This is a genomic window from Pseudomonas sp. TE9122 (assembly GCF_056278925.1).
Genome location: NZ_JBWBQI010000001.1, coordinates 3,979,421 through 4,005,480, shown reverse-complemented (window position 1 = coordinate 4,005,480; position 26,060 = coordinate 3,979,421). Strand labels below are relative to the sequence as shown.

The 26,060-nt window shown below is 59.6% G+C and carries 27 protein-coding genes and 1 tRNA gene; 19 read left to right on the top strand and 9 right to left on the bottom strand.

The genetic code is table 11. The features are described from left to right. Nucleotides 1-19 precede the first annotated feature (19 nt). Nucleotides 20-622 carry a cold-shock protein gene (locus ACZ9BE_RS18055; protein ID WP_016773496.1) on the bottom strand — a complete coding sequence of 201 codons (603 nt, stop codon included), beginning with the start codon at nt 620-622 and terminating at the stop codon, nt 20-22. Nucleotides 623-933: 311 nt separating this feature from the next. Here ACZ9BE_RS18055 and ACZ9BE_RS18050 point away from each other — a divergent pair, with 311 nt between their 5' ends. From ACZ9BE_RS18050 to nadA, 19 genes are all read left to right on the top strand, one after another. Further along, complete coding sequence (locus tag ACZ9BE_RS18050) at nt 934-1,404, top strand: Dps family protein (RefSeq protein WP_016773497.1); 471 nt, start codon at nt 934-936, stop codon at nt 1,402-1,404. A gap of 181 nt (nt 1,405-1,585) precedes the next feature. Then, nucleotides 1,586-1,924 carry a ribbon-helix-helix domain-containing protein gene (locus ACZ9BE_RS18045; protein ID WP_024014091.1) on the top strand — a complete coding sequence of 113 codons (339 nt, stop codon included), beginning with the start codon at nt 1,586-1,588 and terminating at the stop codon, nt 1,922-1,924. Between the two features lie 129 nt (nt 1,925-2,053). After that, nucleotides 2,054-2,275, top strand: a complete 222-nt coding sequence (locus ACZ9BE_RS18040) for an FmdB family zinc ribbon protein (protein WP_016773499.1) — start codon at nt 2,054-2,056, stop codon at nt 2,273-2,275. A 98-nt stretch (nt 2,276-2,373) separates the two neighbouring features. Further along, the gene (aspS, locus tag ACZ9BE_RS18035) at nt 2,374-4,149 is read left to right on the top strand and encodes an aspartate--tRNA ligase (protein WP_041479793.1); all 1,776 of its coding nucleotides are present in this window, start codon (nt 2,374-2,376) and stop codon (nt 4,147-4,149) included. Nucleotides 4,150-4,268: 119 nt separating this feature from the next. Then, the gene (locus ACZ9BE_RS18030) at nt 4,269-5,015 is read left to right on the top strand and encodes a YebC/PmpR family DNA-binding transcriptional regulator (protein ID WP_024014089.1); all 747 of its coding nucleotides are present in this window, start codon (nt 4,269-4,271) and stop codon (nt 5,013-5,015) included. Between the two features lie 155 nt (nt 5,016-5,170). Beyond that, nucleotides 5,171-5,698: a crossover junction endodeoxyribonuclease RuvC gene (ruvC, locus tag ACZ9BE_RS18025; RefSeq protein ID WP_016773501.1), complete on the top strand. Its 528-nt coding sequence runs from the start codon at nt 5,171-5,173 to the stop codon at nt 5,696-5,698. Nucleotides 5,699-5,812: 114 nt separating this feature from the next. Beyond that, nucleotides 5,813-6,421 (top strand): Holliday junction branch migration protein RuvA, encoded by a 609-nt coding sequence (ruvA, locus tag ACZ9BE_RS18020; RefSeq protein ID WP_024014088.1) that lies wholly within the window; start codon nt 5,813-5,815, stop codon nt 6,419-6,421. Further along, nucleotides 6,422-7,483: a Holliday junction branch migration DNA helicase RuvB gene (ruvB, locus tag ACZ9BE_RS18015; RefSeq protein WP_024014087.1), complete on the top strand. Its 1,062-nt coding sequence runs from the start codon at nt 6,422-6,424 to the stop codon at nt 7,481-7,483. A gap of 127 nt (nt 7,484-7,610) precedes the next feature. Then, nucleotides 7,611-8,078 carry a tol-pal system-associated acyl-CoA thioesterase gene (gene ybgC, locus ACZ9BE_RS18010; RefSeq protein ID WP_252868155.1) on the top strand — a complete coding sequence of 156 codons (468 nt, stop codon included), beginning with the start codon at nt 7,611-7,613 and terminating at the stop codon, nt 8,076-8,078. After that, entirely contained in the window at nt 8,068-8,763 is a 696-nt protein-coding gene (gene tolQ / locus ACZ9BE_RS18005; protein ID WP_008080223.1) for a protein TolQ, read from the top strand. The genes ybgC and tolQ overlap by 11 nt, the downstream gene beginning before the upstream one ends. Nucleotides 8,764-8,786: 23 nt before the next feature. After that, nucleotides 8,787-9,239, top strand: a complete 453-nt coding sequence (gene tolR / locus ACZ9BE_RS18000; protein WP_160767866.1) for a protein TolR — start codon at nt 8,787-8,789, stop codon at nt 9,237-9,239. Further along, nucleotides 9,239-10,315, top strand: a complete 1,077-nt coding sequence (gene tolA / locus ACZ9BE_RS17995) for a cell envelope integrity protein TolA (RefSeq protein ID WP_016773505.1) — start codon at nt 9,239-9,241, stop codon at nt 10,313-10,315. Before tolR ends, tolA begins: the two co-directional genes overlap by 1 nt. Nucleotides 10,316-10,332: 17 nt before the next feature. Beyond that, nucleotides 10,333-11,613 (top strand): Tol-Pal system beta propeller repeat protein TolB, encoded by a 1,281-nt coding sequence (gene tolB / locus ACZ9BE_RS17990; protein WP_164488347.1) that lies wholly within the window; start codon nt 10,333-10,335, stop codon nt 11,611-11,613. A gap of 52 nt (nt 11,614-11,665) precedes the next feature. After that, entirely contained in the window at nt 11,666-12,163 is a 498-nt protein-coding gene (gene pal, locus ACZ9BE_RS17985) for a peptidoglycan-associated lipoprotein Pal (protein WP_003178634.1), read from the top strand. A 6-nt stretch (nt 12,164-12,169) separates the two neighbouring features. Beyond that, nucleotides 12,170-13,009 (top strand): tol-pal system protein YbgF, encoded by an 840-nt coding sequence (gene ybgF, locus ACZ9BE_RS17980; protein WP_476249761.1) that lies wholly within the window; start codon nt 12,170-12,172, stop codon nt 13,007-13,009. A gap of 167 nt (nt 13,010-13,176) precedes the next feature. Then, nucleotides 13,177-13,824, top strand: coding sequence for a 7-carboxy-7-deazaguanine synthase QueE (gene queE / locus ACZ9BE_RS17975; protein ID WP_041479789.1), 648 nt, complete (start codon nt 13,177-13,179; stop codon nt 13,822-13,824). Between the two features lies 1 nt (nt 13,825). Continuing rightward, nucleotides 13,826-14,518, top strand: coding sequence for a 7-cyano-7-deazaguanine synthase QueC (gene queC, locus ACZ9BE_RS17970; RefSeq protein ID WP_056787919.1), 693 nt, complete (start codon nt 13,826-13,828; stop codon nt 14,516-14,518). Nucleotides 14,519-14,581: 63 nt separating this feature from the next. Next, nucleotides 14,582-14,657, top strand: a tRNA-Lys gene (locus ACZ9BE_RS17965). Nucleotides 14,658-14,927: 270 nt separating this feature from the next. After that, nucleotides 14,928-15,986: a quinolinate synthase NadA gene (gene nadA, locus ACZ9BE_RS17960; protein ID WP_016773509.1), complete on the top strand. Its 1,059-nt coding sequence runs from the start codon at nt 14,928-14,930 to the stop codon at nt 15,984-15,986. Between the two features lie 179 nt (nt 15,987-16,165). Here nadA and ACZ9BE_RS17955 read toward each other — a convergent pair whose 3' ends face one another. The 8 genes from ACZ9BE_RS17955 to ACZ9BE_RS17920 form a co-directional block, all read right to left on the bottom strand. Beyond that, nucleotides 16,166-16,654: an RDD family protein gene (locus ACZ9BE_RS17955; protein WP_024014082.1), complete on the bottom strand. Its 489-nt coding sequence runs from the start codon at nt 16,652-16,654 to the stop codon at nt 16,166-16,168. 97 nt (nt 16,655-16,751) lie between these two features. After that, entirely contained in the window at nt 16,752-16,964 is a 213-nt protein-coding gene (locus ACZ9BE_RS17950) for a cold-shock protein (protein WP_003227496.1), read from the bottom strand. A 403-nt stretch (nt 16,965-17,367) separates the two neighbouring features. Then, a complete protein-coding gene (gene gcvT, locus ACZ9BE_RS17945) occupies nt 17,368-18,492 on the bottom strand; it encodes a glycine cleavage system aminomethyltransferase GcvT (protein ID WP_476249760.1) in 1,125 nt (374 codons plus the stop codon). Between the two features lie 110 nt (nt 18,493-18,602). Continuing rightward, nucleotides 18,603-19,979: an L-serine ammonia-lyase gene (locus ACZ9BE_RS17940; protein WP_016773512.1), complete on the bottom strand. Its 1,377-nt coding sequence runs from the start codon at nt 19,977-19,979 to the stop codon at nt 18,603-18,605. A gap of 206 nt (nt 19,980-20,185) precedes the next feature. Next, on the bottom strand, nt 20,186-23,038 hold the full coding sequence (gene gcvP / locus ACZ9BE_RS17935) for an aminomethyl-transferring glycine dehydrogenase (RefSeq protein ID WP_476249759.1): 2,853 nt from the start codon (nt 23,036-23,038) through the stop codon (nt 20,186-20,188). A gap of 11 nt (nt 23,039-23,049) precedes the next feature. After that, nucleotides 23,050-23,433, bottom strand: a complete 384-nt coding sequence (gene gcvH, locus ACZ9BE_RS17930) for a glycine cleavage system protein GcvH (protein WP_150741947.1) — start codon at nt 23,431-23,433, stop codon at nt 23,050-23,052. Between the two features lie 451 nt (nt 23,434-23,884). Then, entirely contained in the window at nt 23,885-25,393 is a 1,509-nt protein-coding gene (locus ACZ9BE_RS17925; RefSeq protein WP_095181474.1) for a sigma-54-dependent transcriptional regulator, read from the bottom strand. A 246-nt stretch (nt 25,394-25,639) separates the two neighbouring features. After that, a complete protein-coding gene (locus tag ACZ9BE_RS17920) occupies nt 25,640-26,002 on the bottom strand; it encodes a DUF5064 family protein (protein ID WP_041479784.1) in 363 nt (120 codons plus the stop codon). Between the last annotated feature and the right edge of the window lie 58 nt (nt 26,003-26,060).

Here is a 26,060-nt window from a genome sequence, read left to right as displayed (position 1 = left end):
CGGTTTTTTTTGCTTTGGATCAGCGACGCGGCAGGGCGGCGATCACGTCCTCGGCTTGCAGGCCCTTGTCGCGGTTCATTACCGAGAACTCGACGCGCTGGCCTTCGACCAGGACGCGGTGGCCTTCGCCACGAATGGCGCGAAAGTGCACGAAAATATCATCGCCGGAATCCCGGGAGATAAACCCGAAACCCTTGGAAGTGTTGAACCACTTCACGGTGCCGGTATCGCGATTGCTCATGTCATAGGTAGTCGGCGCAGCGGCCGGTGACGATTTGTAGAAGCTCACGGCCAGATGCAGCAGCACGGCAACCAGGGCGATCACCAGGCTGAACAACACCGCCGGCTGGCCAGCGATGACCGGCATCGGCGCGATCAGGGTCAAAGTTTGCAGGACGACAGTCAGTACCAGAAGGGCGCTGACCAGATTTTGCAGATGCTGGCGCGGGCCTTTGTTCCAGTAAGGAATCACTGGAGCGATGACCAGGTTCAGCAGGCCGAAAAAGGCCAGGTAAAGTGCATCGGGCTGTTGCAGGTAAGGAACGGCTTCGGCTTTCAGGCTGGGTATGAACGACAGCAGCAAGGCTGCTGCGCCCATTAGCAGGTGGACGATTTTCAACATTTTGATTGGCTCACGTTATGACGGCTCACAAGGAAGAGCTGAAGGCGCACGGTTCGCTTCAGGACAAAATAAGAGGCGGTGGACACGTACACGGCATCAGCCTATGCGCAACACCCCGGAAAATAGGGCATGGCGACACACTGCCTATTTAACAGCAAAGCCTGCGGCTACTCAAATCAGCCCGGCCAGCGGCAGAAAAACGGTCGATTTGTCGCAGTCTGACCACGGATTCATAGCTGCGAGCCGGCTCTTGCCTTGCTACAGTGGGACCGAACCTGCTGGATGAATTCAATCACTGTTAGGGGGCAAGCATGGCAATTGATATCGGTATCAGTGAAGAAGACCGCAAATCCATCGTCGAAGGGCTGTCGCGACTGCTGTCGGACACCTACGTGCTGTATCTGAAAACCCATAACTTCCACTGGAACGTCACCGGCCCGATGTTTCGCACGTTGCACCTGATGTTCGAAGAGCAATACAACGAGCTGGCGCTGGCCGTCGATTCGATCGCCGAGCGTATCCGTGCGTTGGGCTTCCCGGCGCCGGGTGCTTACGCGACCTACGCGCGTCTTTCTTCTATTAAAGAAGAAGTCGGTGTGCCGAGCGCCGAAGACATGATCAAGCAATTGGTCGAAGGCCAGGAAGCGGTGACTCGTACCGCGCGCGGTATCTTCCCGCTGCTGGACAAGGTCAGCGACGAGCCCACCGCTGACCTGCTGACCCAGCGCATGCAAGTGCACGAAAAAACCGCGTGGATGTTGCGCGCGCTGCTCGAGGAATGACCCGGCCGCTGCGGACGGCGTGAGGTCGTCCGCATGCTCTCCAGACTCTTACCGTTGTCGTTGGCTTATCCTACGAGGCTGGTCAACAAGTCGTATGGCGCTAACTTTGTCACTGGGTTTTTATGAAGGCGCAGGATGTTGCCTTATAAATCAGCAGTCATGGCAAAGGAGTGTCAACGCTATGGTAGAAGGAGACAGGCGAAGCGACAGGATGTCGGCTTCGCGGCATGTAATAAAGGTCGATCCGTTCGTCAGCGAGTTCGACATGAATCTGATCCGGCCGCTGTCGCGGTCGATTCGCCTCAATGGTTTTGCGACCTGCCTGCGACTCGAGCAGGTCTACTGGAACATCCTCGGCGGCATGGCCGAGGACAATCATTGCTCGATCAGCACACTACTATCCCACGTTGATCGTGAGGTGCATCTGCGTTACGGCGGAGTGAAGAATTTCAGTGCGCTGGTGCGGGTGGTTTGCGTCATGAACGGGATCAAAGATCTCGCACCCGCAGTTTCGCGCTGAACGGCGGGTGCAACGAGGTTGCGGGCTGTGCAGCGTTACGGCTGCACAGCCCGCATTTAATCGATATAATCCCGCGCTTTCGCCGCAAAGCCCTTCGCGCGGCAGCAATCTGATCGCCGAGACACCTCCATGCCAATGTACGATTACCAATGTGCTTCCTGTGGTCATCAGTTGGAAGCCATTCAGAAGATCAGCGACGCACCGTTGGTCGATTGCCCTGCCTGCCAGGCGCCCGAACTGAAGAAGCAGCTGTCCATGCCGGGTTTTCGCCTCAGCGGCAACGGTTGGTACGAGACCGACTTCAAGACCGGAGCCAAGAAGAATCTGGCCGGTGGCGACAAAGCTGACTAGGGTTCAAACCCTGAACGAACGACACGCGTGAGTTTCCGCCCTGCATGATGGCGGCGGGATCTCCACCGAATTTCGAATTACGAGAAGCGAACCACACCATGATGCGCAGCCACTATTGCGGCCAACTGAACGAAAGCCTGGAAGGCCAGGAAATTACCCTTTGCGGATGGGTTCACCGTCGCCGCGACCACGGCGGGGTGATTTTCCTCGATATCCGTGATCGTGATGGTCTGGCTCAGGTGGTGTTCGACCCGGATCGCGCCGAGAGCTTCGCCGCCGCCGACCGCGTGCGCAGCGAATACGTCGTGAAGATCACCGGCAAGGTGCGTCTGCGTCCGGCCGGTGCGACCAACGCCAACATGGCTTCGGGCATGATCGAAGTGCTCGGTTACGAACTCGAAGTGCTGAACGAGTCGGAAACCCCGCCGTTCCCGCTCAACGAGTTCTCCGACGTCGGCGAAGAAACCCGCCTGCGCTATCGCTTCCTCGACCTGCGTCGTCCGGAAATGGCCGAGAAGCTGCGCCTGCGTTCGCGCATGACCACCAGCATCCGTCGCTTCCTCGACGAGAACGGCTTCCTCGACGTCGAAACGCCGATCCTGACCCGGGCCACTCCGGAAGGTGCGCGTGACTATCTGGTGCCGAGCCGTACCCACGCCGGTTCGTTCTTCGCCCTGCCGCAATCGCCGCAGCTGTTCAAGCAACTGCTGATGGTCGCCGGCTTCGACCGTTACTACCAGATCGCCAAGTGCTTCCGTGACGAAGACCTGCGTGCCGACCGTCAGCCGGAATTCACCCAGATCGACATCGAGACCAGCTTCCTCGATGAAAAAGAGATCATGGGCCTGACCGAGCAGATGATCCGCAACCTGTTCAAGGAAGTGCTGAACCTGGAGTTCGGCGAATTCCCGCACATGACCTTCGAAGAAGCCATGCGCCGCTACGGTTCGGACAAGCCGGACCTGCGTATTCCGCTGGAACTGGTTGACGTTGCCGACCAGTTGAAAGAAGTCGACTTCAAGGTGTTCAGCGGCCCGGCCAACGATCCGAAGTGCCGCATCGCCGCACTGCGTGTTCCAGGCGGGGCGAGCATGCCGCGCAAGCAGATCGACGACTACACCAAGTTCGTCGGCATCTACGGTGCCAAGGGCCTGGCGTACATCAAGGTCAACGAGCGTGCCGCCGGTGTTGAAGGTCTGCAATCGCCGATCGTGAAGAACATCCCGGAAGACAAGCTCAACGTGATCCTCGATCGCGTTGGCGCAGTCGATGGCGATATCGTGTTCTTCGGTGCCGACAAGGCCAAGATCGTCAGCGAAGCCCTGGGCGCGCTGCGTATCAAACTCGGTCACGACCTGAAGCTGCTGACCTGCGAGTGGGCGCCAATGTGGGTCGTCGACTTCCCGATGTTCGAAGAGAACGACGACGGCAGCTTCTCGGCGCTGCACCACCCGTTCACTGCACCGAAGTGCACCCCGCAGGAGCTCGAAGCCAACCCGGCCGGCGCACTGTCCCGTGCGTACGACATGGTGTTGAACGGCACCGAGCTGGGCGGCGGTTCGATCCGTATCCATCGCAAGGAAATGCAGCAAGCGGTATTCCGTCTGCTGGGCATCAATGAAGCGGAACAGGAAGAGAAGTTCGGCTTCCTGCTCGACGCGCTGAAGTACGGTGCACCGCCGCACGGTGGTCTGGCCTTCGGTCTGGACCGTCTGGTGATGCTGATGACCGGCGCCCAGTCGATCCGTGAAGTGATCGCCTTCCCGAAAACCCAGAGTGCTGCCGACGTGATGACGCAGGCTCCGGGCGTAGTGGATGCCAAGGCATTGCGCGAGCTGCACATTCGCCTGCGCGAAACGCCAAAGGCTGAGTAAGACGGGCCTGAAGGCGCATCTTCGGATGCGCCTTTTTTCTTTCTCAGGTCGAATTTTTCAATTGCCGGCCGCTGCCTCGGCGGGGCGGGCAAGGTTTCAAAGAGCATTCGGAGCAAGTTATGGCAGGTCATTCCAAGTGGGCAAACATCAAGCACCGCAAAGAACGTCAGGATGCCAAGAGGGGCAAGATCTTCACCAAGTGGATCCGTGAACTGACCGTTGCGGCCCGTCAGGGTGGCGGTGATCCGGGTTCCAACCCGCGTCTGCGTCTGGCTCTGGACAAGGCGTTGAGCGCGAACATGAGTCGCGACATCATCGACCGTGCCGTCGCGCGCGGTGCCGGCGCCACTGAAGCGGACAACGTTGAAGAACTGACCTACGAAGGTTACGGCCCGGGCGGTGTGGCGGTGATGGTCGAGTGCATGACCGACAACCGCAACCGCACTGCGGCGGCTGTGCGTCACGCGTTCAGCAAGTGTGGCGGCAACCTCGGCACCGATGGTTCGGTGGCGTATCTGTTCGAGCGCAAGGGCCAGATCAGCTTCGCTCCGGGCGTCGATGAAGACGCACTGACCGAAGCGGCACTGGAAGCCGATGCCGATGACGTGGTCACCCACGAAGACGGTTCGATCGACGTGTTTACCTCGTTCACCGGTTTCTATGCGGTGCGCAACGCGCTGGAAGCGGCCGGGTTCAAGGGCGACGATGCGGAAATCGTCATGCAGCCGACCACCAGCGCCGAGCTGGATCTGGAAGGCGCGGAGAAGGTGCTCAAGCTGATCGACATGCTTGAGGACCTGGATGACGTGCAGAACGTCTACTCCAACGCGGACATCCCGGAAGACGTCGCCGCTCAGCTTGGCTGATAAGCGACTAGTCTTCCTTGTGGGAGCGAGCCTGCTCGCGAAAGCGGTGTGTCATTCAGCACCTGTATCTGCTGACATACCGCCTTCGCGAGCAGGCTCGCTCCCACATTTGCTATTGGCTGTCAGGTAAATCGTTTTATGAATCTGCAGGCGTTATGACTTTAATCCTTGGTATCGACCCCGGTTCGCGCATCACCGGTTACGGGATCGTTCGCGATACCGGGCGGGGTGGCTGCATCTATGTGGCCTCGGGCTGCATTCGCACCGGCTCCGGCGAGCTGCATGAGCGTCTGCAGATCGTCTATCGCGGCGTGCGCGAAATCATCAAGACCTACGGCCCGGTGACCATGGGCATCGAAAAGGTGTTCATGGCGAAAAACGCCGACTCGGCGCTCAAGCTCGGGCAGGCGCGCGGCGCTGCGATTGTCGCCGGCGCCGAAGAGTGTCTGGAAATCGCCGAGTACACCGCCACGCAAGTCAAACAGGCGGTGGTCGGCACCGGTGCGGCCAATAAGGAGCAGGTGCAGATGATGGTCATGCACATGCTCAAGTTGACCAGCAAGCCGCAGATCGACGCCTCCGACGCCCTCGCGATTGCCATTTGCCATGCGCACACGCGCTCAAGCCTGCTGCCGCACGGGCTGGGAACCGCACGCAGTCGTGGCGGGCGCCTGCGTCTCTGATAGCATCAGCATCAATTTTCTCGAAAGTGACTTCGCGGTGCCTGTGTTGTCGGCGCGCAAGCCACCTTCAATCGTCGCCAGCCCACGGCTGGCCAGCGCTCAAGGATTCAAAACGTGATTGGACGCTTGCGCGGCACCCTGGCTGAGAAACAGCCGCCGCACCTGATTCTCGATGTGAACGGCCTTGGCTATGAGGTGGAAGTGCCCATGACCACCCTTTATCGTCTGCCGTCGGTCGGCGAACCGCTGACCCTGCACACCCATTTGGTCGTACGCGAAGATGCGCAATTGCTCTATGGTTTTGCCGGCAAGCGTGAGCGAGACTTCTTTCGCGAGCTGATCCGTCTCAATGGCGTCGGACCGAAACTGGCGCTGGCGTTGATGTCGAGCCTGGAAGTCGACGAGCTGGTGCGCTGCGTGCAGTCTCAGGACACTTCGGCGCTGACCAAGGTGCCGGGGGTTGGCAAGAAAACCGCCGAGCGTTTGCTGGTGGAATTGAAAGATCGCTTCAAGGCCTGGGAAACTTCGCCGGCGATGTTCGCGCTGGTGCCGAATCAGCCGGACGGCCCGGCGCCGGTCAACAGTGCCGAGACCGATGCGGTCAGCGCGTTGATCTCGCTGGGCTACAAGCCGCAGGAAGCGAGCAAGGCGATTTCCGCGATCAAAGACAAGAACCTGAGCAGCGAAGACCTGATCCGCCGCGCTCTGAAGGGAATGATTTAAGTGATTGAAGCTGATCGTCTGATCGCCGCCGCGCACAGCCCGCGCGAGCGCGAAGAAGTCCAGGATCGGGCCATCCGCCCGGTCAGCCTGGCTGATTACATTGGCCAGCCGACCGTGCGCGAGCAGATGGAGCTGTTTATCCAGGCTGCCCGTGGCCGCAGCGAATCCCTCGATCACACCCTGATCTTCGGCCCGCCGGGGCTGGGCAAGACCACGCTGGCGAACATCATTGCCCAGGAAATGGGCGTGTCGATCAAGAGCACCTCCGGGCCAGTGCTGGAACGCCCGGGTGATCTGGCCGCGTTGCTGACCAATCTTGAGCCGCACGATGTGTTGTTCATCGACGAAATTCATCGTCTGTCGCCGATCGTTGAAGAAGTGCTGTACCCGGCGATGGAAGATTTTCAGCTCGACATCATGATTGGCGAGGGGCCGGCGGCGCGTTCGATCAAACTCGATCTGCCGCCTTTCACTCTGGTCGGCGCCACCACCCGCGCCGGCATGCTGACCAATCCGTTGCGTGATCGCTTCGGTATCGTCCAGCGTCTGGAGTTCTACAGCACGGCGGATCTGGCAACGATCGTCAGTCGTTCGGCGGCAATTCTCGGTCTGCCGCTGGACCCGGAAGGTTCGTTCGAGATCGCCCGTCGCGCTCGTGGCACGCCGCGAATTGCCAACCGTCTGCTGCGGCGGGTGCGCGATTTCGCTGAAGTACGCGCCAAGGGCCACATCACCAAAGCGGTGGCGGATCTGGCGCTGAACCTGCTGGACGTCGATGAACACGGTTTCGATCACCAGGACCGGCGTCTGCTGCTGACCATGATCGAGAAGTTCGACGGCGGTCCGGTTGGTATCGACAGTCTGGCGGCGGCGATCAGTGAAGAACGCCACACCATTGAAGACGTGCTCGAACCGTATCTGATCCAGCAGGGCTACATCATGCGCACGCCACGGGGCAGGGTAGTGACGCGGCATGCCTATCTGCATTTCGGTTTGAATGTTCCGTCACGCATGGGCGAGATGCCCGTGGCAGACGAGTTTCTCGACGCCGTCGACGATTGATACACATTTGTTGGTGATTTATTCAGGGTTTGTACTGTCAGACGACGGTACTTTTGCGTTAAAGCTTTGAAACCACGAAAAACAGTTGTCTGGCCGGATTGGCAACCTGAGGAGTAAGCACTAGAGTATGCGCGCGCAAAACGGGCTTGAGCCGTTCGCACATCGTTGTCGCGTTTATTACGAGGACACCGATGCGGGCGGCATCGTGTATTACGTTAATTACCTCAAGTTTATGGAACGGGCTCGAACCGAGCGGCTACGGGAACTGGGTTTTGCCCAATCTGTGCTTGCCGGAGAGGACCTGTTGTTCGTCGTGCATTCCAGCGAAGCGCGCTACTACGCGCCGGCGCGACTGGATGACGAACTGCTGGTAAGCGCTGATGTAATCGAATTGAACCGTGCCAGCCTGCGCTTCCGACAGCAGGTCAGGCGGGCCACGGATAATGTGCTGCTCTGCGAAGGGCAGTTTTTGGTGGCCTGCGTGCGCACCGACAGTTTGAAACCCCGGGCCCTTCCCGAAGACCTGCGTGCGGCCTTCGCCGACGCGGTCGGCCCGGGTACACACTCAAAGCAGGAGATAAAGCGTGGAAGCTAACGTCGTCGACCATTCCTCCATGTGGAGCCTGGTCAGCAATGCCAGCATCGTGGTGCAGTTGGTAATGTTGACCCTGGTGGCCGCATCGGTGACCTCATGGATCATGATCTTTCAGCGCAGCAACTTGCTGCGCGCCGGTCGACGCGCCCTGGAGAGCTTCGAAGAGCGCTTCTGGTCGGGTATCGACCTGTCCAAACTGTACCGTCAGGCTGGCAGCAACCCTGATCCGGATTCGGGCGTGGAGCAGATCTTCCGTGCCGGCTTCAAGGAATTCTCCCGTCTGCGTCAGCAGCCAGGTGTCGATCCTGAAGCCGTGATGGAAGGTGTCGCCCGTGCCATGCGCGTGGCCATCTCGCGCGAAGAAGAGAAACTCGAGCAGAGCCTGCCGTTCCTCGCCACCGTCGGTTCGGTCAGCCCGTACATCGGTCTGTTCGGCACCGTGTGGGGGATCATGAACTCCTTCCGTGGTCTGGCCAGCGCCCAGCAAGCGACGCTCGCCACCGTTGCTCCGGGTATCGCCGAAGCCCTGATCGCCACCGCGATCGGCCTGTTCGCTGCGATCCCGGCGGTCATCGCTTACAACCGTTTTGCTGCGCGCAGCGAAACCTTGCTGGGCCGCTACTACACCTTCGCCGATGAATTCCAGGCGATCCTGCACCGCAAAGTGCACACCAGCGAAGAATAAGCAGGTATTTCCCGATGGCTTTAATCGCTCGAGCTCGCAAAAAGCGCAAGCCGGTCGCCGAGATGAACGTGGTGCCCTACATCGACGTGATGTTGGTGCTGCTGGTCATCTTCATGGTGACCGCGCCGATGCTCAATCAGGGCGTGAAAGTTGATCTGCCCAAGGTTTCCAGCGAAGCCTTGCCGCAGGACAACAACACTCAGGTCCTGACCATTTCGATCAAGGCTGACAAGACCTACTACTGGAACCTTGGCAGCGAAGTCGACACCGAGAAGCAACAGGACAGGGCCATGACCCTGCCACAGATGACTGACGCGGTGACCAAGATCATCCGCGCCGGCACCGAGGGCGGCAAACGCACTCAGGTGTTCATTCGTGGCGACAAGACTGTCGACTACGGCGCCGTCATGGGTGCCATGGGCGGGTTGCAGAAAGCCGGGGTCGGTAACGTTGGTCTGATTACCGAGGCCCCCTGATGCAGCAACAGCGAGAGCCGTCCGCCTCGGAAAGCTACTTCTGGCCTAGTGTTCTGGCAATCGTCCTGCACGTGCTGGTGTTCGGCATGCTGTTCGTCAGTTTTGCCTTCACGCCCGAACTGCCGCCGGCCAAGCCGATCGTCCAGGCGACTCTGTACCAGCTGAAATCGAAAAGTCAGGCGACCACCCAGACCAATCAGAAGATTGCGGGTGAGGCGAAGAAATCCGCCGCGCGCCAGACCGAAGTCGAACAGATGGAGCAGAAAAAGATCGAGCAGGAAGCGGTGAAGGCGGCGGAACAAAAGAAAGAGGAAGCGGCTCAAAAGGCCGAGGAAGCCAAGAAGGCCGACGAGGCGAAAAAAGCCGACGAGGCGAAAAAGGCTGATGAAGCCAAGAAAGCCGACGACGCGAAGAAAGCCGAAGCGAAAAAGGCCGAAGAGAAACAATTGGCTGATATAGCCAAGAAGAAGGCCGAAGACGAAGCGAAAAAGGCTGCTGAGGAAGAGGCGAAGAAGGCCGCTGCCGAAGAAGCCAAGAAGAAGATCGTCGAAGACGCGAAGAAGAAAGCCGCAGAAGACGCCAAGAAGAAAGCTGAAGCTGAAGAGGCGAAGAAGAAAGTCGCCGAAGACGCGAAGAAGAAAGCTGCTGCCGATGCTGCGAAGAAGAAAGCGCAGGAAGCGGCACGCAAATCCGCCGAAGACAAAAAGGCCCAGGCCCTGGCAGATCTGCTTTCCGACACGCCGCAGCGTCAGCAGGCCCTGGCAGATGAGCAGGGTGACGAAGTTGCCGGCAGTTTCGATGACCTGATTCGCGCTCGTGCAGCGGAAGGCTGGGCTCGTCCTCCTTCGGCGCGCAAAGGCATGACGGTCGTGCTGCAAATCGGCATGTTGCCGGACGGCACGGTGACTTCGGTCAGCGTCGCCAAGTCCAGTGGTGACGGTCCGTTCGATGCATCGGCAGTCGCGGCAGTGAAGAATATTGGACGTTTGACAGAAATGCAGGGAATGAAGCCGAGCGATTTCGCTCCGTATCGTTCATTCAAGATGACATTCACACCTGAGGATCTAGCCTTGTGAGAAACCTTCTTCGAGGAATGCTGGTCGTGATCTGCTGCATGGCAGGGATCGCGACGGCAGATGAAAAGAACATTCTGGTCACCAGCGGCAGCGATCGGGCCACCCCGATCGCCGTCGTACCGTTCGGCATGCAGGGCGGCGCCGTGCTGCCTGATGACATGGCTGAAATCATTGGCAACGATTTGCGCAACTCGGGCTATTACTCGCCGATTCCGAAAGCCAACATGATTAGCCAGCCAAGCCAGCCGAGCGAAATCATCTTCCGTGACTGGAAGGCGGTGGGTGCTCAGTACATGATGGTCGGCAGCATCGCTCCAGCGGGCGGTCGTCTGCAGGTGCAGTGGGCACTGTTCAACGTCGCCACCGAGCAGAAAGTGGCGGACGGCAGTGTTTCCGGTACGACCGACCAGATCCGTGACATGGCGCACTTCATTTCCGATCAGTCGTTCCAGAAGCTGACCGGCATTGAGGGTGCCTTCTCGACGCGCCTGCTGTACGTGACGGCCGAGCGTTTTTCCGAGAAGAACACGCGTTACACCCTGCAACGTTCCGACTATGACGGTGCCCGCGCAGTGACTCTGCTGCAATCGCGCGAGCCGATCCTGTCGCCGCGTTTTGCACCGGATGGCAAGCGTATCGCCTACGTGTCGTTCGAGCAGAAGCGTCCGCGTATCTTCATGCAGAACATCGACACCGGTCGCCGTGAGCAGATCACCAACTTCGAAGGCCTCAATGGCGCGCCAGCCTGGTCGCCGGATGGCAATCGCCTGGCGTTCGTTCTGTCGAAAGACGGTAACCCGGACATCTACGTGATGAACCTCGGTTCGCGCCAGATCAGCCGCGTAACCAATGGTCAGGGCATCAATACCGAACCGTTCTGGGGCAAGGATGGCTCGACCATCTATTTCACCTCGGACCGTGGCGGCAAGCCGCAAATCTATAAAACCAGCGTCGGTGGCGGTGGTGCCGAGCGTGTGACGTTCGTGGGCAACTACAACGCCAACCCGAAACTTTCGGCTGATGAAAAGACTTTGGTGATGATTCATCGTCAGGATGGCTTCACCAATTTCAAGGTGGCAGCTCAGGATCTGCAGCGAGGTAGTGTAAAGATCCTCACTGATAGCACTCTGGACGAGTCACCTACTGTTGCGCCCAACGGCACCATGGTAATCTACGCCACCCGCCAACAGGGCCGGGGAGTCTTGATGCTCGTGTCCATTAATGGACGCGTGAGGCTCCCGCTTCCTACCGCTCAAGGCGAAGTCAGAGAACCGTCCTGGTCCCCTTACCTGAAGTGAGCGGGCGCTACACGTTTTACTTAACACACTGGGGTTCATTAGGAGTTTCACGATGGAAATGCTGAAGTTTGGTAAATTTGCTGCGCTGGCTCTGGCCATGGCTGTAGCTGTAGGTTGCTCGTCCAAAGGCGGCGACAACGCCGGTGAAGGCGCTGTTGATCCAAACGCTGGTTACGGCGCAAACACCGGTGCCGTTGACGGTTCCCTGAGCGAAGAAGCTGCTCTGCGCGCAATCACCACCTTCTACTTCGAATACGACAGCTCGGACCTGAAGCCAGAAGCCATGCGCGCTCTGGACGTTCACGCCAAAGACCTGAAAGCAAACGGCGCTCGCGTTGTTCTGGAAGGCAACACCGACGAACGTGGTACTCGTGAGTACAACATGGCACTGGGCGAGCGTCGTGCGAAAGCCGTTCAGCGCTACCTGGTACTGCAAGGTGTTTCCCCAGCTCAGCTGGAACTGGTTTCCTATGGCGAAGAGCGTCCAGTTGCTACCGGCAACGACGAGCAGTCCTGGGCCCAGAACCGTCGCGTCGAACTGCGTAAGTAATTCGATATGCGAACGTGCCGTCGTGCTGTAACTGTTCTGGCTCTCAGCCTCGCGCCGCTTGCGGCGTGGGCTGCGGTTCCTGTGGTCGATGACAACTCCGGTTATAACAATAGCGGGAGCAGTTATCCGCCTGCGGGTTACGGTACGAACGGCGCCTATGCCGGGGGAGCGGCTTCGGCCCCTGCCTCGGCACAAGGCATGCTGTTCAACCAATTGCAACAGATGCAGGATCAGATCTCGCGCCAACAGGGCGTGATCGAAGAACTGCAGAATCAGGTTTCGCGCATGAAGCAGGAATCCCTGGAGCGATACCAGGATCTTGATCGGCGCATAGGATCCGGCGTTGCACCAGCCGCGACTCCCGAGAATTCTTCTGCCGGTGGCGATGCAAGTGCTGCTGCCGGTGCTGCCGCAGGCGCGGGTGCTGCTGCGGCAGCCCAGGCCCCTGCTGCGGGTAGCGAACCGGCTGATCCGGTCAAGGAAAAGCTGTATTACGATGCCGCTTTCGACCTGATCAAAGCCAAGGATTTCGACAAGGCCAGCCAGGCCTTCGCCGCTTTCCTGCGCAAATACCCCAACAGCCAGTACGCGGGCAACGCCCAGTACTGGTTGGGCGAAGTGAACCTGGCCAAGGGTGATCTGCAAGGTGCAGGTCAGGCCTTTGCCAAGGTTTCGCAGCTGTATCCCAAGCACAACAAAGTGCCGGATTCGCTGTACAAGCTGGCTGACGTAGAACGCCGCCTCGGTCATACCGACAAGGTCAAAGGCATTCTGCAGCAGGTGGTGTCCCAATATCCGGGCACTTCCGCCGCGCAGCTGGCCCAGCGTGATTTGCAGCGCATGTAAGCCTGTTCATCCGTGTTTTGAAGAAACCCGCGCTTGTCGCGGGTTTTTTCGTTAGAATTCACGCCCTTTTTCTGAAACACGCTTCTTGTGGTCTACGCGTTGGCGGGATTGCCTGAAGTGCCTGACGGAGGCGGACAGCCTGTTTAGCTGTTACGCCCGTGGCGACTATGCAAGACACATTGAGAATCACCGAAGTTTTCTACTCGTTGCAGGGGGAAACTCGGACTGCCGGGCTGCCCACGGTTTTCGTGCGCCTGACCGGTTGCCCGTTGCGTTGCCAATACTGCGACAGCGCTTATGCGTTCAGCGGCGGCACCGTCCGTACCCTCGACGACATCCTTGAGCAAGTGGCCGGATATCGTCCGCGCTACGTCTGTGTCACCGGCGGTGAGCCGTTGGCTCAGCCGAACGCCATTCCTTTGCTTGAACGGTTGTGTGATGCCGGTTACGAGGTGTCGCTGGAAACCAGCGGCGCCCTCGACGTGTCCGCCGTCGATCCGCGTGTCAGTCGCGTCGTCGACCTGAAAACGCCGGGCTCGAAAGAAGCCCATCGCAACCGTTACGAGAACATCGAACTGCTAACCCGCAACGATCAGGTGAAGTTTGTCATCTGCTCGCGGGAAGACTATGACTGGGCGGTATCGAAACTGATCCAGTACGGGCTTGATCGACGTGCGGGTGAAGTGCTTTTCTCCCCAAGTCATCATGACCTCAATGCCAGGGATCTGGCGGATTGGGTGGTGGCAGATAACCTGCCAGTGCGGCTGCAACTGCAGTTGCATAAATATCTATGGAATGATGAGCCGGGGCGCTGAGATGATTGAACAACCGAACACTACCGAAAAACGTGCCGTTATCCTGCTTTCGGGCGGCCTCGACTCGGCCACCGTGGTGGCGATGGCACGCGCCGAAGGCTACGCCTGCTATACCATGAGCTTCGATTACGGCCAGCGCTCCCATGCTGAATTGCATGCCGCCGCCCGCGTTGCTCGCGATCTGGGAGTGGTCGAGCACAAGGTCATTGGCCTGAATCTCAACGGCATGGGCGGCTCGGCGCTGACTGACACCAGCATCGACATTCCGGAAGAGCTGGGCGAAGGCATTCCGGTGACTTATGTGCCGGCGCGCAACACCGTGTTTCTGTCGTTGGCGCTGGGTTGGGCCGAAGTGCTCGGCGCGCGCGACATCTTCATCGGCGTCAATGCAGTGGATTATTCCGGCTACCCGGATTGCCGTCCCGAGTTCATCGAGTCGTTCGAGCGCATGGCCAACCTGGCCACCAAAGCGGGCGTGGAAGGCAATGGCTTCCGCATTCAGGCGCCACTGCAAAACCTGAGCAAGGCGCAGATCGTCCAGGCTGGCGTGAAGCTGGGCGTGGATTATGGCCTCACGGTTTCCTGCTATCAGGCAGACGATGACGGCCGCGCCTGCGGCAAATGTGACAGCTGCCGCCTGCGTGCTGAAGGCTTCGCGGCGGCGGGTGTGAGCGATCCAACTCCTTATTTTTGATCTTTTTCAAAAAAGGTGTTGAATAGTCCTTAGAAATCAGTATTATACGCGCCACCACACAGCGGGTCGTTAGCTCAGTTGGTAGAGCAGTTGGCTTTTAACCAATTGGTCGTAGGTTCGAATCCCACACGACCCACCATATTTGGCGGTTTAGAAAATCCGGAAGGCCCACGAAAGTGAGGATTTCCGGGTTTTTTTTTGCCTGCAATTCGGGCGTTCGACGTTTCAGCGCGGGCGGCCTGACACAGGTCAGAATCATCTTTTGTATCAACGGGATATTCTGTAGCCTTGCGCAGCTTCAACGCTGTCCGTGCCTGATGATACTCACTCTCCCGGCGGTACCCTCTAACGGTCCGGAGCCGGGTGTATACTCGACTTTCGCGCGAATGCGCCTGCAGGTCTTGCGAACATGACGCAGATTTCCGAACGCCTTCTGGTTCAAGCCCACCTCGACGCCAAACAGCCCAAACCGCTGACGGCAGAAGAGGAGGCTTATTACCGTTCCGCCATCGCCGCCGAGCTCAAGGCTCAGGACGCGGTGCTGGTTGCCCACTTTTATTGCGATCCGGTGATTCAGGCCCTGGCCGAAGAGACCGGCGGCTGTGTATCCGATTCCCTGGAAATGGCCCGCTTCGGCAATGCCCATCCGGCCAAGACCGTGGTGGTCGCCGGCGTGAAGTTCATGGGCGAGACTGCAAAGATTCTCAACCCGGAAAAACGCGTGCTGATGCCGACCCTGGAGGCGACGTGCTCGCTGGACCTGGGTTGCCCGGTCGATGAGTTCTCGGCGTTCTGCGACCAGCACCCGGAACGCACCGTGGTGGTTTATGCCAATACTTCCGCCGCCGTGAAGGCTCGGGCTGACTGGGTGGTGACTTCGAGCTGTGCACTGGAGATCGTCGAAAGCCTGATGGACAACGGCGAGACGATCATCTGGGGCCCGGACAAGCACTTGGGCACTTATATTCAGCGCAAGACCGGCGCCGACATGCTGCTGTGGGACGGTGCTTGCATCGTCCATGAAGAATTCAAGTCCAAGCAGCTCGAAGACATGAAGGCGCTGTACCCGGACGCGGCGATTCTGGTGCATCCCGAGTCGCCGACTTCGGTGATCGAACTGGCGGACGCCGTCGGTTCCACCAGCCAGTTGATCGCTGCCGCGCAAAGCCTGCCGAACAAGACCCTGATCGTCGCCACCGACCGTGGCATCTTCTACAAGATGCAGCAGCTGTGCCCGGACAAGGTCTTCATCGAAGCGCCTACCGCCGGTAACGGCGCGGCTTGCCGCAGTTGCGCACATTGCCCGTGGATGGCCATGAACACCCTTGAGCGCACGCTCAAGAGCTTGAAGGAAGGCACCAACGAGATCTTTGTCGATCCGGCGCTGATTCCCCAAGCGATCCGCCCGTTGAAGCGCATGCTCGACTTCACCCAGGCAGCGCGGATGAAATTGGCCGGTAACGCCTGAGTGAACCCCTTGTATGAGTGAGCCCTGTGGTGAGGGGATTTATCCCCGTTCGGCTGCGTAGCAGTCGTTAGGAAGCGCACGCGGTGTGTCTGATACACCGCGGTGGTTGATTTTGGGGCGGCTTCGCCACCCAACGGGGATAAATCCCCTCACCACAGGCCGACTCTTGAGCATGGAAATTATTTGCTCTTCTTCGGGATCCGCACCACACGCGTATCCGAATAGATGTCGTGCCAAGTGCGTTTCTGCTTGTCGAACAGCGACCAGAAGAATCCCAGCCCGACACACAACCACGACGCGATCGACACCATAAAGCGCAGCAGCGCCTGCCACAGGCTGATCGCTGTGCCGTTGGCGTTCTGCACGCGGATCCCCCACACCTGCATGCCCAGTGTCTGCCCGCCATGGGTCCAGAACTTGGCAAAGAAGCCGAACAATACCAACAGCAGCACCGTGGAGTAGAGCGGATCACCATCCAGCTGGCCGGCGTCGGTCATCACTCGCAGACGCTCTTCGCCAATGATCGCCGCCTGGATCAACTTATAGATGAATCCGGTGACGATCAGCAGGGCGGTGCACAGCAGGAAGTCGTAGAACATCGCCGCCAGACGACGACCGAGAGCAACGGGAGGAAAGTCCCCTTGCGGCGTGAGCAGGTGTTTCGACATGGCAGCCTCGGGACGCGAATGGAAGCGCCATTTTACGGATAAGCGCGCACAAAAAAGCCCCTGATATCAATATCAGGGGCTTTTTCGTATCAGAAGATCAGGCTTCTGCTTGTACTTCGTCAGCCTGCATGCCTTTCTGGCCTTGCACGGCAACGAAAGTCACCTTCTGGCCTTCTTTCAGGCTCTTGAAGCCGTTGCCCTGAATGGCGCGGAAATGTACGAACAGATCCGGACCGCTTTCTGGAGTGATAAAACCAAAACCTTTCTCGTCGTTAAACCACTTGACGGTACCGCTCTGACGTGTGGACATTTCTTATTTCCTTTGACGCATAAATTGATGACAGCCCCTTTCACATGAAAGAGTACTGGAGCTGGTTGCAAGGAGTAAGAAGACGTCGAGCGGGATGTAGCTAACTTGTAGGCTACTGCCCAGGTCACGATTCCAAGCTGACCCATGCAAACACAGTGGACAAACTCTACGCCAACTACGGGAGAAAAAACAAGCCCTGCGAAGACCCCGGTTTTACTGCTCTTCGCGGCAATTAGTCAGTTCACTAGTGCAGTCTTGGACGATTGTCTGGTTCAGTTTTTTGCAGTCGTTATAAGCAACGTTCATATCCGAAAAAGATGTTAAAAAACGCACTGTTTTATGGCGATTGCGTTACACATTAGTGCACGCATAACGCAATCGCGTTACTTATAGAAACAGTCGATCAACCGCGATAGTAGCGTTGTGGAACAAATGGCATTTTGCTTACAAGCATTTGCACCTTTTTCCCACGGACGATGGCCCATACGGGCGTATCGAGCGTGACGTAGGCGCTGTCGAGGTAACCCATCGCCAATGGGCCGCCCAAGGTCGGACCAAAGCCGCCGCTGCAGACGCTGCCGATGATCTCGCCGGCCTCGTTGACGATCTCTGCGCCTTCACGCACCGGGGTACGCTCCTGTGGCAGCAGGCCGACGCGTTTGCGTGCGACGCCGTTCTGTTGCTGCGCGAAGATCTGCTCGGCGCCCGGGAAACCGCCGGCCCGCGCGCCATCGGCGCGGCGGGGCTTGGAGATCGCCCAAAGCAGGCTGGCTTCGATCGGCGTGGTTTCGGTGTTCATGTCATGGCCGTACAGGCACAGGCCGGCTTCCAGACGCAGCGAGTCGCGGGCGCCAAGACCGATGGTCTGAACCTCTGGTTCGGCGAGCAGGGCGCGGGCGAGTTTTTCCGCTTCGGCGGCCGGTACAGAGATTTCGAAACCGTCTTCACCGGTGTAGCCCGAACGGCTGACAAAGCACTCAACGCCCAGCAACGACACACGGTTGAACTGCATGAAGGTCATCTTCGCCACGTCCGGCGCAAGACGCGTCAGCACCGTGACGGCTGCCGGACCTTGCAGGGCGAGCAGGGCGCGCTCTTCGAACAGCGCCGTAATGGTGCACTGATCGCCGATGTGTTTTTGCAGATGCGCGAGATCCTGATCCTTGCACGCGGCGTTGACCACCAGGAACAACTCGTCATTGCCCAGATTGGCAACCATCAGGTCGTCGAGGATGCCGCCGCTTTCGTTGGTGAACATCGCATAACGCTGCATGCCCACCGGCAGGTCGATGATGTCCACCGGCACCAGGGTTTCCAGGGCTTTGGCCGCATTGGCACCGGTCAGACGAATCTGGCCCATGTGCGAGACGTCGAACAGCCCGGCTTGCTCACGGGTGTGCTGATGTTCTTTCATCACTCCGAGCGGGTATTGCACGGGCATGTCGTAGCCGGCGAACGGCACCATGCGCGCGCCGAGTTCGAGGTGCAGTGCGTGCAGCGGGGTTTTCGAGAGTTGTTCGGTGGACATGCGTGGCTCCTTTGAATTTGGGTTGCGGGTGAGAGGCAAGATCAAGAGCCCCTCACCCCAGCCCTCTCCCGGAGGGAGAGGGAGCTAGTTACGTTTGGCTGAGTTGGTAATCAGCATTCGATAATGTTGACCGCCAGGCCGCCGCGGGCGGTTTCCTTGTATTTGCTTTTCATGTCGGCGCCGGTCTGGCGCATGGTGCGGATGACTTTGTCGAGGGAGACGAAATGCTGGCCGTCGCCACGCATGGCCATGCGCACGGCATTGATGGCTTTCACCGAACCCATCGCATTGCGCTCGATGCACGGGACTTGCACCAGGCCGCCGATCGGGTCGCAGGTCAGGCCGAGGTTGTGTTCCATGCCGATTTCCGCGGCGTTTTCGACTTGTTGCACGCTGCCGCCGAGCACTTCGCACAGAGCGCCGGCCGCCATTGAACAGGCCACACCGACCTCACCCTGACAACCGACTTCGGCGCCGGAGATCGAAGCGTTTTCCTTGTAAAGAATGCCGATTGCGGCAGCTGTCAGCAGAAATCGCACGACACCGTCGTCATTCGCCCCGGGGATAAAACGCATGTAGTAATGCAGCACCGCCGGAATGATCCCCGCCGCGCCATTGGTGGGCGCAGTGACCACGCGTCCGCCGTTGGCGTTTTCTTCGTTGACCGCCAGTGCATAAAGATTGACCCAGTCGAGCACCGACAGCGGATCGCGCAGGGCCGATTCCGGGTTCTTGCACAATTGCCGATGCAGCGCCGCCGCCCGGCGTTTGACCTTCAAACCGCCCGGCAAGATACCTTCGTTACGACAGCCAGCAGCGACGCAGTCCTGCATCACTTGCCAGATTTTCAGCAGGCCGGCACGGGTTTCGGCTTCCGGGCGCCAGGCGCTTTCATTGGTCAGCATCACCTGGCTGATCGACAGCCCGTACGTAGCGCAATGGCCAAGCAAATCCTTGGCGCTTTTGAAGGGGAAGGTCAGTGGCGTGGCGTCTTCGACGATGCGATCGGCACCGGCTGCATCTTCATCGACAACAAAACCACCGCCAACCGAGTAGTACTCGCGACTGCGGATCTGAATCCCCGCCGCATCGAAGGCGCGAAAGATCATGCCGTTGGGGTGATAGGCCAACGGTTTGCGGATCATTGCCAGATGTTCTTTCTCGTTGAACGCAATGCTGTGTTCGCCGAGCAGGTTCAAGCGGCCGTTGCCGCGAATTTCCTGCAGGCGCGCGGCGACGGTTTCGGTGTCGACTGTGTCCGGGTGCTCGCCTTCAAGGCCGAGCAGCACGGCTTTATCGCTGCCGTGACCTTTGCCGGTAGCACCGAGCGAACCGTACAGCTCGACACGCACGCTGGCGGTGCTGGTCAGCAGGTTTTCACGGCGTAAGCCCTCGGCAAAGCGCGCAGCCGCGCGCATCGGGCCGACGGTGTGGGAACTGGAGGGACCGATGCCAATCTTGAACAGGTCGAACACGCTTAACGACATGAGTGGTTCTCCGGTTTCTTGTTATGGGGATTGGCGCAGTTTTTGAGATCGGTGCAGATCCCTTGTGGGAGCGAGCCTGCTCGCGAAAGCGTCGGATCAGCCACCATTTACGTTGACTGAAATGGCGCCTTCGCGAGCAGGCTCGCTCCCACAGGGGGATCTAGGGTATTGCTGAAATCGGGGCCGATATTCAGCCCCTCATTCCATTAAGCGTAGCTTTCGATCGACGGGCAGGCACAGACCAGGTTGCGATCGCCGAAGACGTTGTCGACACGGCCGACCGGCGGCCAGTATTTGCCTTCGATCAGCGACGCGACCGGGTAAACGGCTTGCTCACGGCTGTACGGGTGGGTCCATTCGCCGACCAGTTCCGCTGCGGTGTGCGGGGCGTTTTTCAGCGGGTTGTCTTCCTTGTCCAGCGTGCCGTTTTCCACTGCGCGGATTTCTTCGCGGATGCGGATCATGGCGTCGCAGAAGCGGTCCAGTTCTTCCTTGGATTCGCTTTCGGTCGGCTCGATCATCAATGTGCCGGCGACCGGGAACGACATGGTCGGCGCATGGAAGCCGAAGTCGATCAGGCGCTTGGCGACGTCATCGACGCTGATGCCGCTGCTGTCTTTGAGTGGACGCAGATCGAGGATGCACTCGTGCGCCACCAGGCCGTTGCTGCCGGTGTACAGCACTGGGTAATGCTCTTCGAGGCGGCGGGAAATGTAGTTGGCATTGAGGATCGCCAGCTGCGAAGCGCGTTTGAGACCGGCGCCACCCATCATGCGGATGTACATCCAGGTGATCGGCAAAATACTTGCGCTGCCGAACGGTGCCGCGCAGACCGCGCCTTCCTTGCGTTCCATCTGGCCGTGGCCCGGCAGGAACGGGGTCAGGTGCGACTTGACGCCGATCGGGCCAACGCCCGGGCCGCCACCGCCGTGCGGGATGCAGAAGGTTTTGTGCAGGTTCAGGTGCGAAACGTCGCCGCCGAACTTGCCCGGTGCGCAGAGGCCGACCATGGCGTTCATGTTGGCGCCGTCGATGTACACCTGGCCGCCGTTGTCGTGAATGATCGCGCAGATTTCGCGGATGCCTTCTTCGAACACGCCGTGGGTCGACGGGTAGGTGATCATCAGCGCGGCGAGGTGTTCGCGGTGCTCGATGGCTTTGGCGCGCAGGTCTTCAATGTCGACGTTGCCACGGGCATCGCACGCGGTGACGACCACACGCATACCAGCCATTTGCGCGGTGGCCGGGTTGGTGCCGTGGGCCGACGACGGGATCAGGCAGATGTCGCGGCGCTCATCGCCACGGCTCTGGTGGTAGGCGCGGATCGCCAGGAGACCTGCGTATTCGCCTTGCGAACCAGCGTTCGGTTGCAGCGAGATCGAGTCGTAACCGGTGGCGGCGCAGAGCATCGCTTCCAGCTCATCGGTCAGTTGCTGGTAACCGGCGCTTTGTGCGGCCGGGGCGAACGGGTGCAGTGCACCGAATTCGGCCCAGGTCACCGGGATCATTTCACTGGCGGCGTTGAGTTTCATGGTGCACGAGCCCAGCGGGATCATCGTGCGATCCAGCGCCAGGTCTTTGTCCGCCAGTTTGCGCAGGTAGCGCATCAGCTCGGTTTCCGAGTGGTAACGGTTGAACACCGGGTGGCTGAGGATCGGCGACTGGCGCACCAGCGCAGCAGGGATGGTGCTCTGCACCGAGGCGGCCAGCGCAGCGAAGTCCGGCAGGGTTTGGCCGTCGGCGAACAGGCCCCACAGGGTTTCGATATCAGCCTGAGTGGTGGTTTCGTCGACCGACAGGCCCAGACGTTCGGCGTCGATCACGCGCAAATTGATCTGCTCAGCATGCGCCTTGTCGTGCAGCGCGGCGGTGTGCGCGCCGGTGGCGATGGTCAGGGTGTCGAAGAAACTGGCTTGTTCGACTTGAGCGCCCAGCGCGGTCAGGCCCTTGGCCAGGATCGCGGTCAGGTGATGCACGCGGTTGGCGATCTGCGTCAGGCCTTTCGGGCCGTGATAGACGGCATACATGCTGGCGATGTTGGCCAGCAGCACTTGAGCGGTGCAGATGTTCGAGGTGGCCTTTTCGCGGCGGATGTGCTGCTCGCGGGTCTGCATCGCCAGACGCAGGGCCGGCTTGCCGAAACGGTCAACCGAGACACCGACCAGACGGCCGGGCATGTCGCGCTTGAACGCATCCTTGGTGGAGAAGTAAGCGGCGTGCGGGCCACCGAAGCCCAGCGGCACGCCGAAGCGTTGCGCCGAACCGATGGCGACGTCGGCACCGAATTCGCCCGGTGCGGTGAGCAGGGTCAGGGCGAGCAGGTCAGCGGCCACGGCCACCAGAGCGTTGGCGGCGTGGAAGCGCTCGGTCAGCTCGCGGTAGTCGAACACATCACCGTTGCTCGCCGGGTATTGCAGCAGCGCGCCGAAGAACGGCGTGACGTCAGTCAGTTCGCGCTCATCGCCCACGACCACGTCAATACCGAGCGGCTCGGCACGGGTGCGCAGCACGTCGAGGGTCTGCGGATGGCTGTGGATCGAGGCGAAGAACTGGTGGCTGCCCTTGTTCTTGCTCAGGCGTTTGCAGAAGGTCATGGCTTCGGCAGCGGCGGTGGCTTCGTCGAGCAGCGAGGCGTTGGCGATCGGCAGGCCGGTGAGGTCGCTGATCATGGTCTGGAAGTTCAGCAGCGCTTCGAGACGGCCCTGGGAAATTTCTGGCTGGTATGGGGTGTAAGCGGTGTACCAGGCCGGGTTTTCCAGCAGGTTGCGCAGGATCGGCGACGGCGTGTGGCAGTTGTAGTAGCCCTGGCCGATGTAGGTTTTGAACAGTTGGTTTTTGCCAGCGATGGATTTGATCATCGCCAGGGCGTCGGCCTCGCTGAGGCCGTCGTCCATGCCCAGCACGCTGGTGCCCTTGATGCTTTCCGGGATGACGCTGGCGCTCAGCGCTTCGAGGGAATCGAAGCCGAGGCTGTTGAGCATGGCTTGCTCGTCACCGGCGCGCGGGCCGATGTGACGGGCGATGAATTCGTTGGCGGTGCCGAGATTGATGGCGGTCATGGGGTAATTCCTCAGGCTTCGGCTTGGGCTTTGATCAGGCGGTCATAGGCGTCCTGATCGAGCAGTTCGCCGACAGCGGCGGCGTCGCTTGGCTGGAAGCGGAAGAACCAGCCTTCGCCCAGCGGATCTTCGTTGACCAGTTCCGGGGCGTTTTCCAGCGCCGGGTTGACTTCCAGCACGTCGCCATCGAGCGGCATGTACACGCCGCTGGCGGCTTTCACCGATTCCACGGTGGCGGCTTCAGCGCCTTTTTCGTAAGCCTGCAGCTCAGGCAGTTGCACGAACACCACGTCGCCCAAGGCGTTCTGCGCGAATGCGGTGATGCCGACAGTGACACTGCCGTCGGCTTCGGTGCGCAGCCATTCGTGATCTTCAGTAAAACGCAACTCGCTCATGGAAACTCCTCAGGGGCCAGACTCGTCTGGTGGACGCGGTGGAAAGCTTGGGGCGGGGAAGCCCTTAATACATGAGGAGGCAGGTAGCAAGAATGCGGCCAAGGTTGATTTATCTATATAAATCAATGGCTTGGAGTTTTTAGGTGGGTGTCGGCAGGTTGCGCCTGTAGCGAAATCGCTACAGCTTGGGGCGAGGAGAAAAGCTTAATCGGATCAAAGCGTTGCGCAGCGCTGGTCACAGGCGGGTGTAGCGATATCGTTCCGCTGTAGCGCTTTCGGTACAGATAGAGGTCGTTTTTGAACGGATTTTGAATCCGCCATAAAACCTTGTGGGAGCGAGCCTGCTCGCGAAGACGGTGTGTCAGGCGCCAGCTATTTCGCTGATAGACCGCTTTCGCGAGCAGGCTCGCTCCCACATGGGGAATTTCCTGCAATAGGGATGCGCGGTGAGTCAGGGTTTATTGGGAATGCCGTATTTGCGCAGGCGATGGGCGATGGCGGTGTGCGAGGTTTGCAAGCGGCTCGCCAGTTGCCGGGTCGAGGGATAGCTGACGTAAAGCTTTTCCAGCAGCGCCCTTTCGAACGATTCGACCGCTTGTTCGAGACTTTCCACCTCAGTGTCGGTCTGGCGCGCGACGGAGGTGCCGGCGATGTCGAGGTCGCCGATATCGACCAGGCTGCTCTCGCAAATCGCCGCCGCACGGAAAATCACGTTCTGCAATTGCCGCACGTTGCCCGGCCAGCGATTGCCGAGCAGCGCCGGATAAGTGCCGGGCGCCAGGCGGCAGACCGGGCGCTGGATCTGCGCACAGGCCTGCTGCATGAAGTAGCGCGCCAGCAGCAGGATGTCCTGACCGCGTTCACGCAGCGGCGGCACTTCGACGTTGAGCACGTTGAGGCGATAGAACAGGTCCTCGCGGAACAGGCCTTCGCTGACCATTTTTTCCAGATCGCGGTGGGTCGCGCTGAGGATGCGTACGTTGACCTTCACTTCACGATCACCACCGACGCGGCGGAAGCTGCCGTCGTTGAGAAAACGCAGCAATTTGGCCTGCAAGTACGGCGACATCTCGCCGATTTCATCGAGGAACACCGTGCCCTGGTTGGCCAGTTCCATCAGCCCCGGTTTACCGCCACGCGCCGCACCAGTGAAGGCGCCGGGGGCATAGCCGAACAGTTCGCTCTCGGCGAGGTTTTCCGGCAGCGCTGCGCAGTTGAGGGCGAGAAACGGAGCGCTGTGCCGCGCACTGATGGCATGGCAAGCGCGGGCGACGAGTTCTTTACCGGTACCGGTTTCGCCTTGAATCAACAACGGTGCATCAAGGGCGGCGACGCGTTGCGCACGGGCCTTGAGTGTGCGGATCGCCGGAGACTCGCCGAGCAGCGCGTCGAAGCCTTCGGCGTGATCGTGGTGCAGTGCCGAGAGTTGTTCGCCGATGCGATTTGGTTGATACAGGGTCAGCAGGGCGCCGGCGTCGGTGATCGGCGTGGCGTCGAGCAGCAGGGTCTGGCCGTTGACGGTGATTTCGCGCAGCGGCAGGCGAAAGCCGTTTTCCAGCAGGGTATCGAGCAGGCCGGGATCATTGAACAGCGCCGAGACGCTTTCACCGGCCGGTTCGCGACCGTACAGGGCAATCAACGCCGGGTTGGCCAGCAGCACCTTGCCGGCGCTGTCGAGGGCCAGCACCGGGTCGGTCATCGCCGCGAGCAGGGCATCTAGCTGCAAGTGCCGGCGCTGGCCGGGGAGGATATCGACCACGGTCACCGCTTCCACGCCGAGCACGCGAAACAGCGCATCTTTGAGTTCTTCGAGCACTTGCGGGCTGAGGGTCGGCGCGTCGATGTAGACGTTCGGCGGGATCATCTCCACCGCATCCAGATTGAGATTGCGCCCACCGAGGATAGCCAGGACTTCCTGGGTGATGCCGACGCGGTCGATGAAGCTGACGTGGATACGCATGGGGGCGGTTCAGTGATCTGCAGAGCGGAGGGAGGCAAGTATGCCTTAAATCAAAAGCCCCCTCACCCCAGCCCTCTCCCGGAGGGAGAGGGAGCCGACCGAGGTGTCTGGGGTTATGCATCGACCTGAAAGTACCGGGCGATTATGGATTCAGTGATGCAGGATCAGGTCGACGCAATGCTGCAGCATCCCCCAATCGGTTCCCTCTCCCTCCGGGAGAGGGCTAGGGTGAGGGGCTTTTGATTTTTATTCGAAATGCTCGAGGTTCACCGGATCCCCCGACTGCATATTCAACTTCTGCCGAATGTCTTCAAACATCAGATCGTAATGCTTGTGCACCGAGCCGATCTGGCTGTGGGTCTTGGGTATGCCGTACTTCTCAGCGATCCGCGTGACATCGCGGGCGAAGTTGTAGGCCTCTTCCTTGGGCAGGAAAAACGCCTCCTTCATGTCCTTGCCCTGCATGCTGCCGTGCAGGGTGAACTGAATCCCTTTGCCTTTCTGCGGATCGGTGAACACTTCATAGTCCAGATGCACGTTGTAATTGACGTCATCGTCGGTCAACGCGTGCCGCTCGATGTGCAGATGACCAGGTTCGAACTGGGCCATTGAGCTACTCCTTTCAAGGCATGGAAGCGGAGCAGGTCTTGAGCCTGCCCCGGCGTTT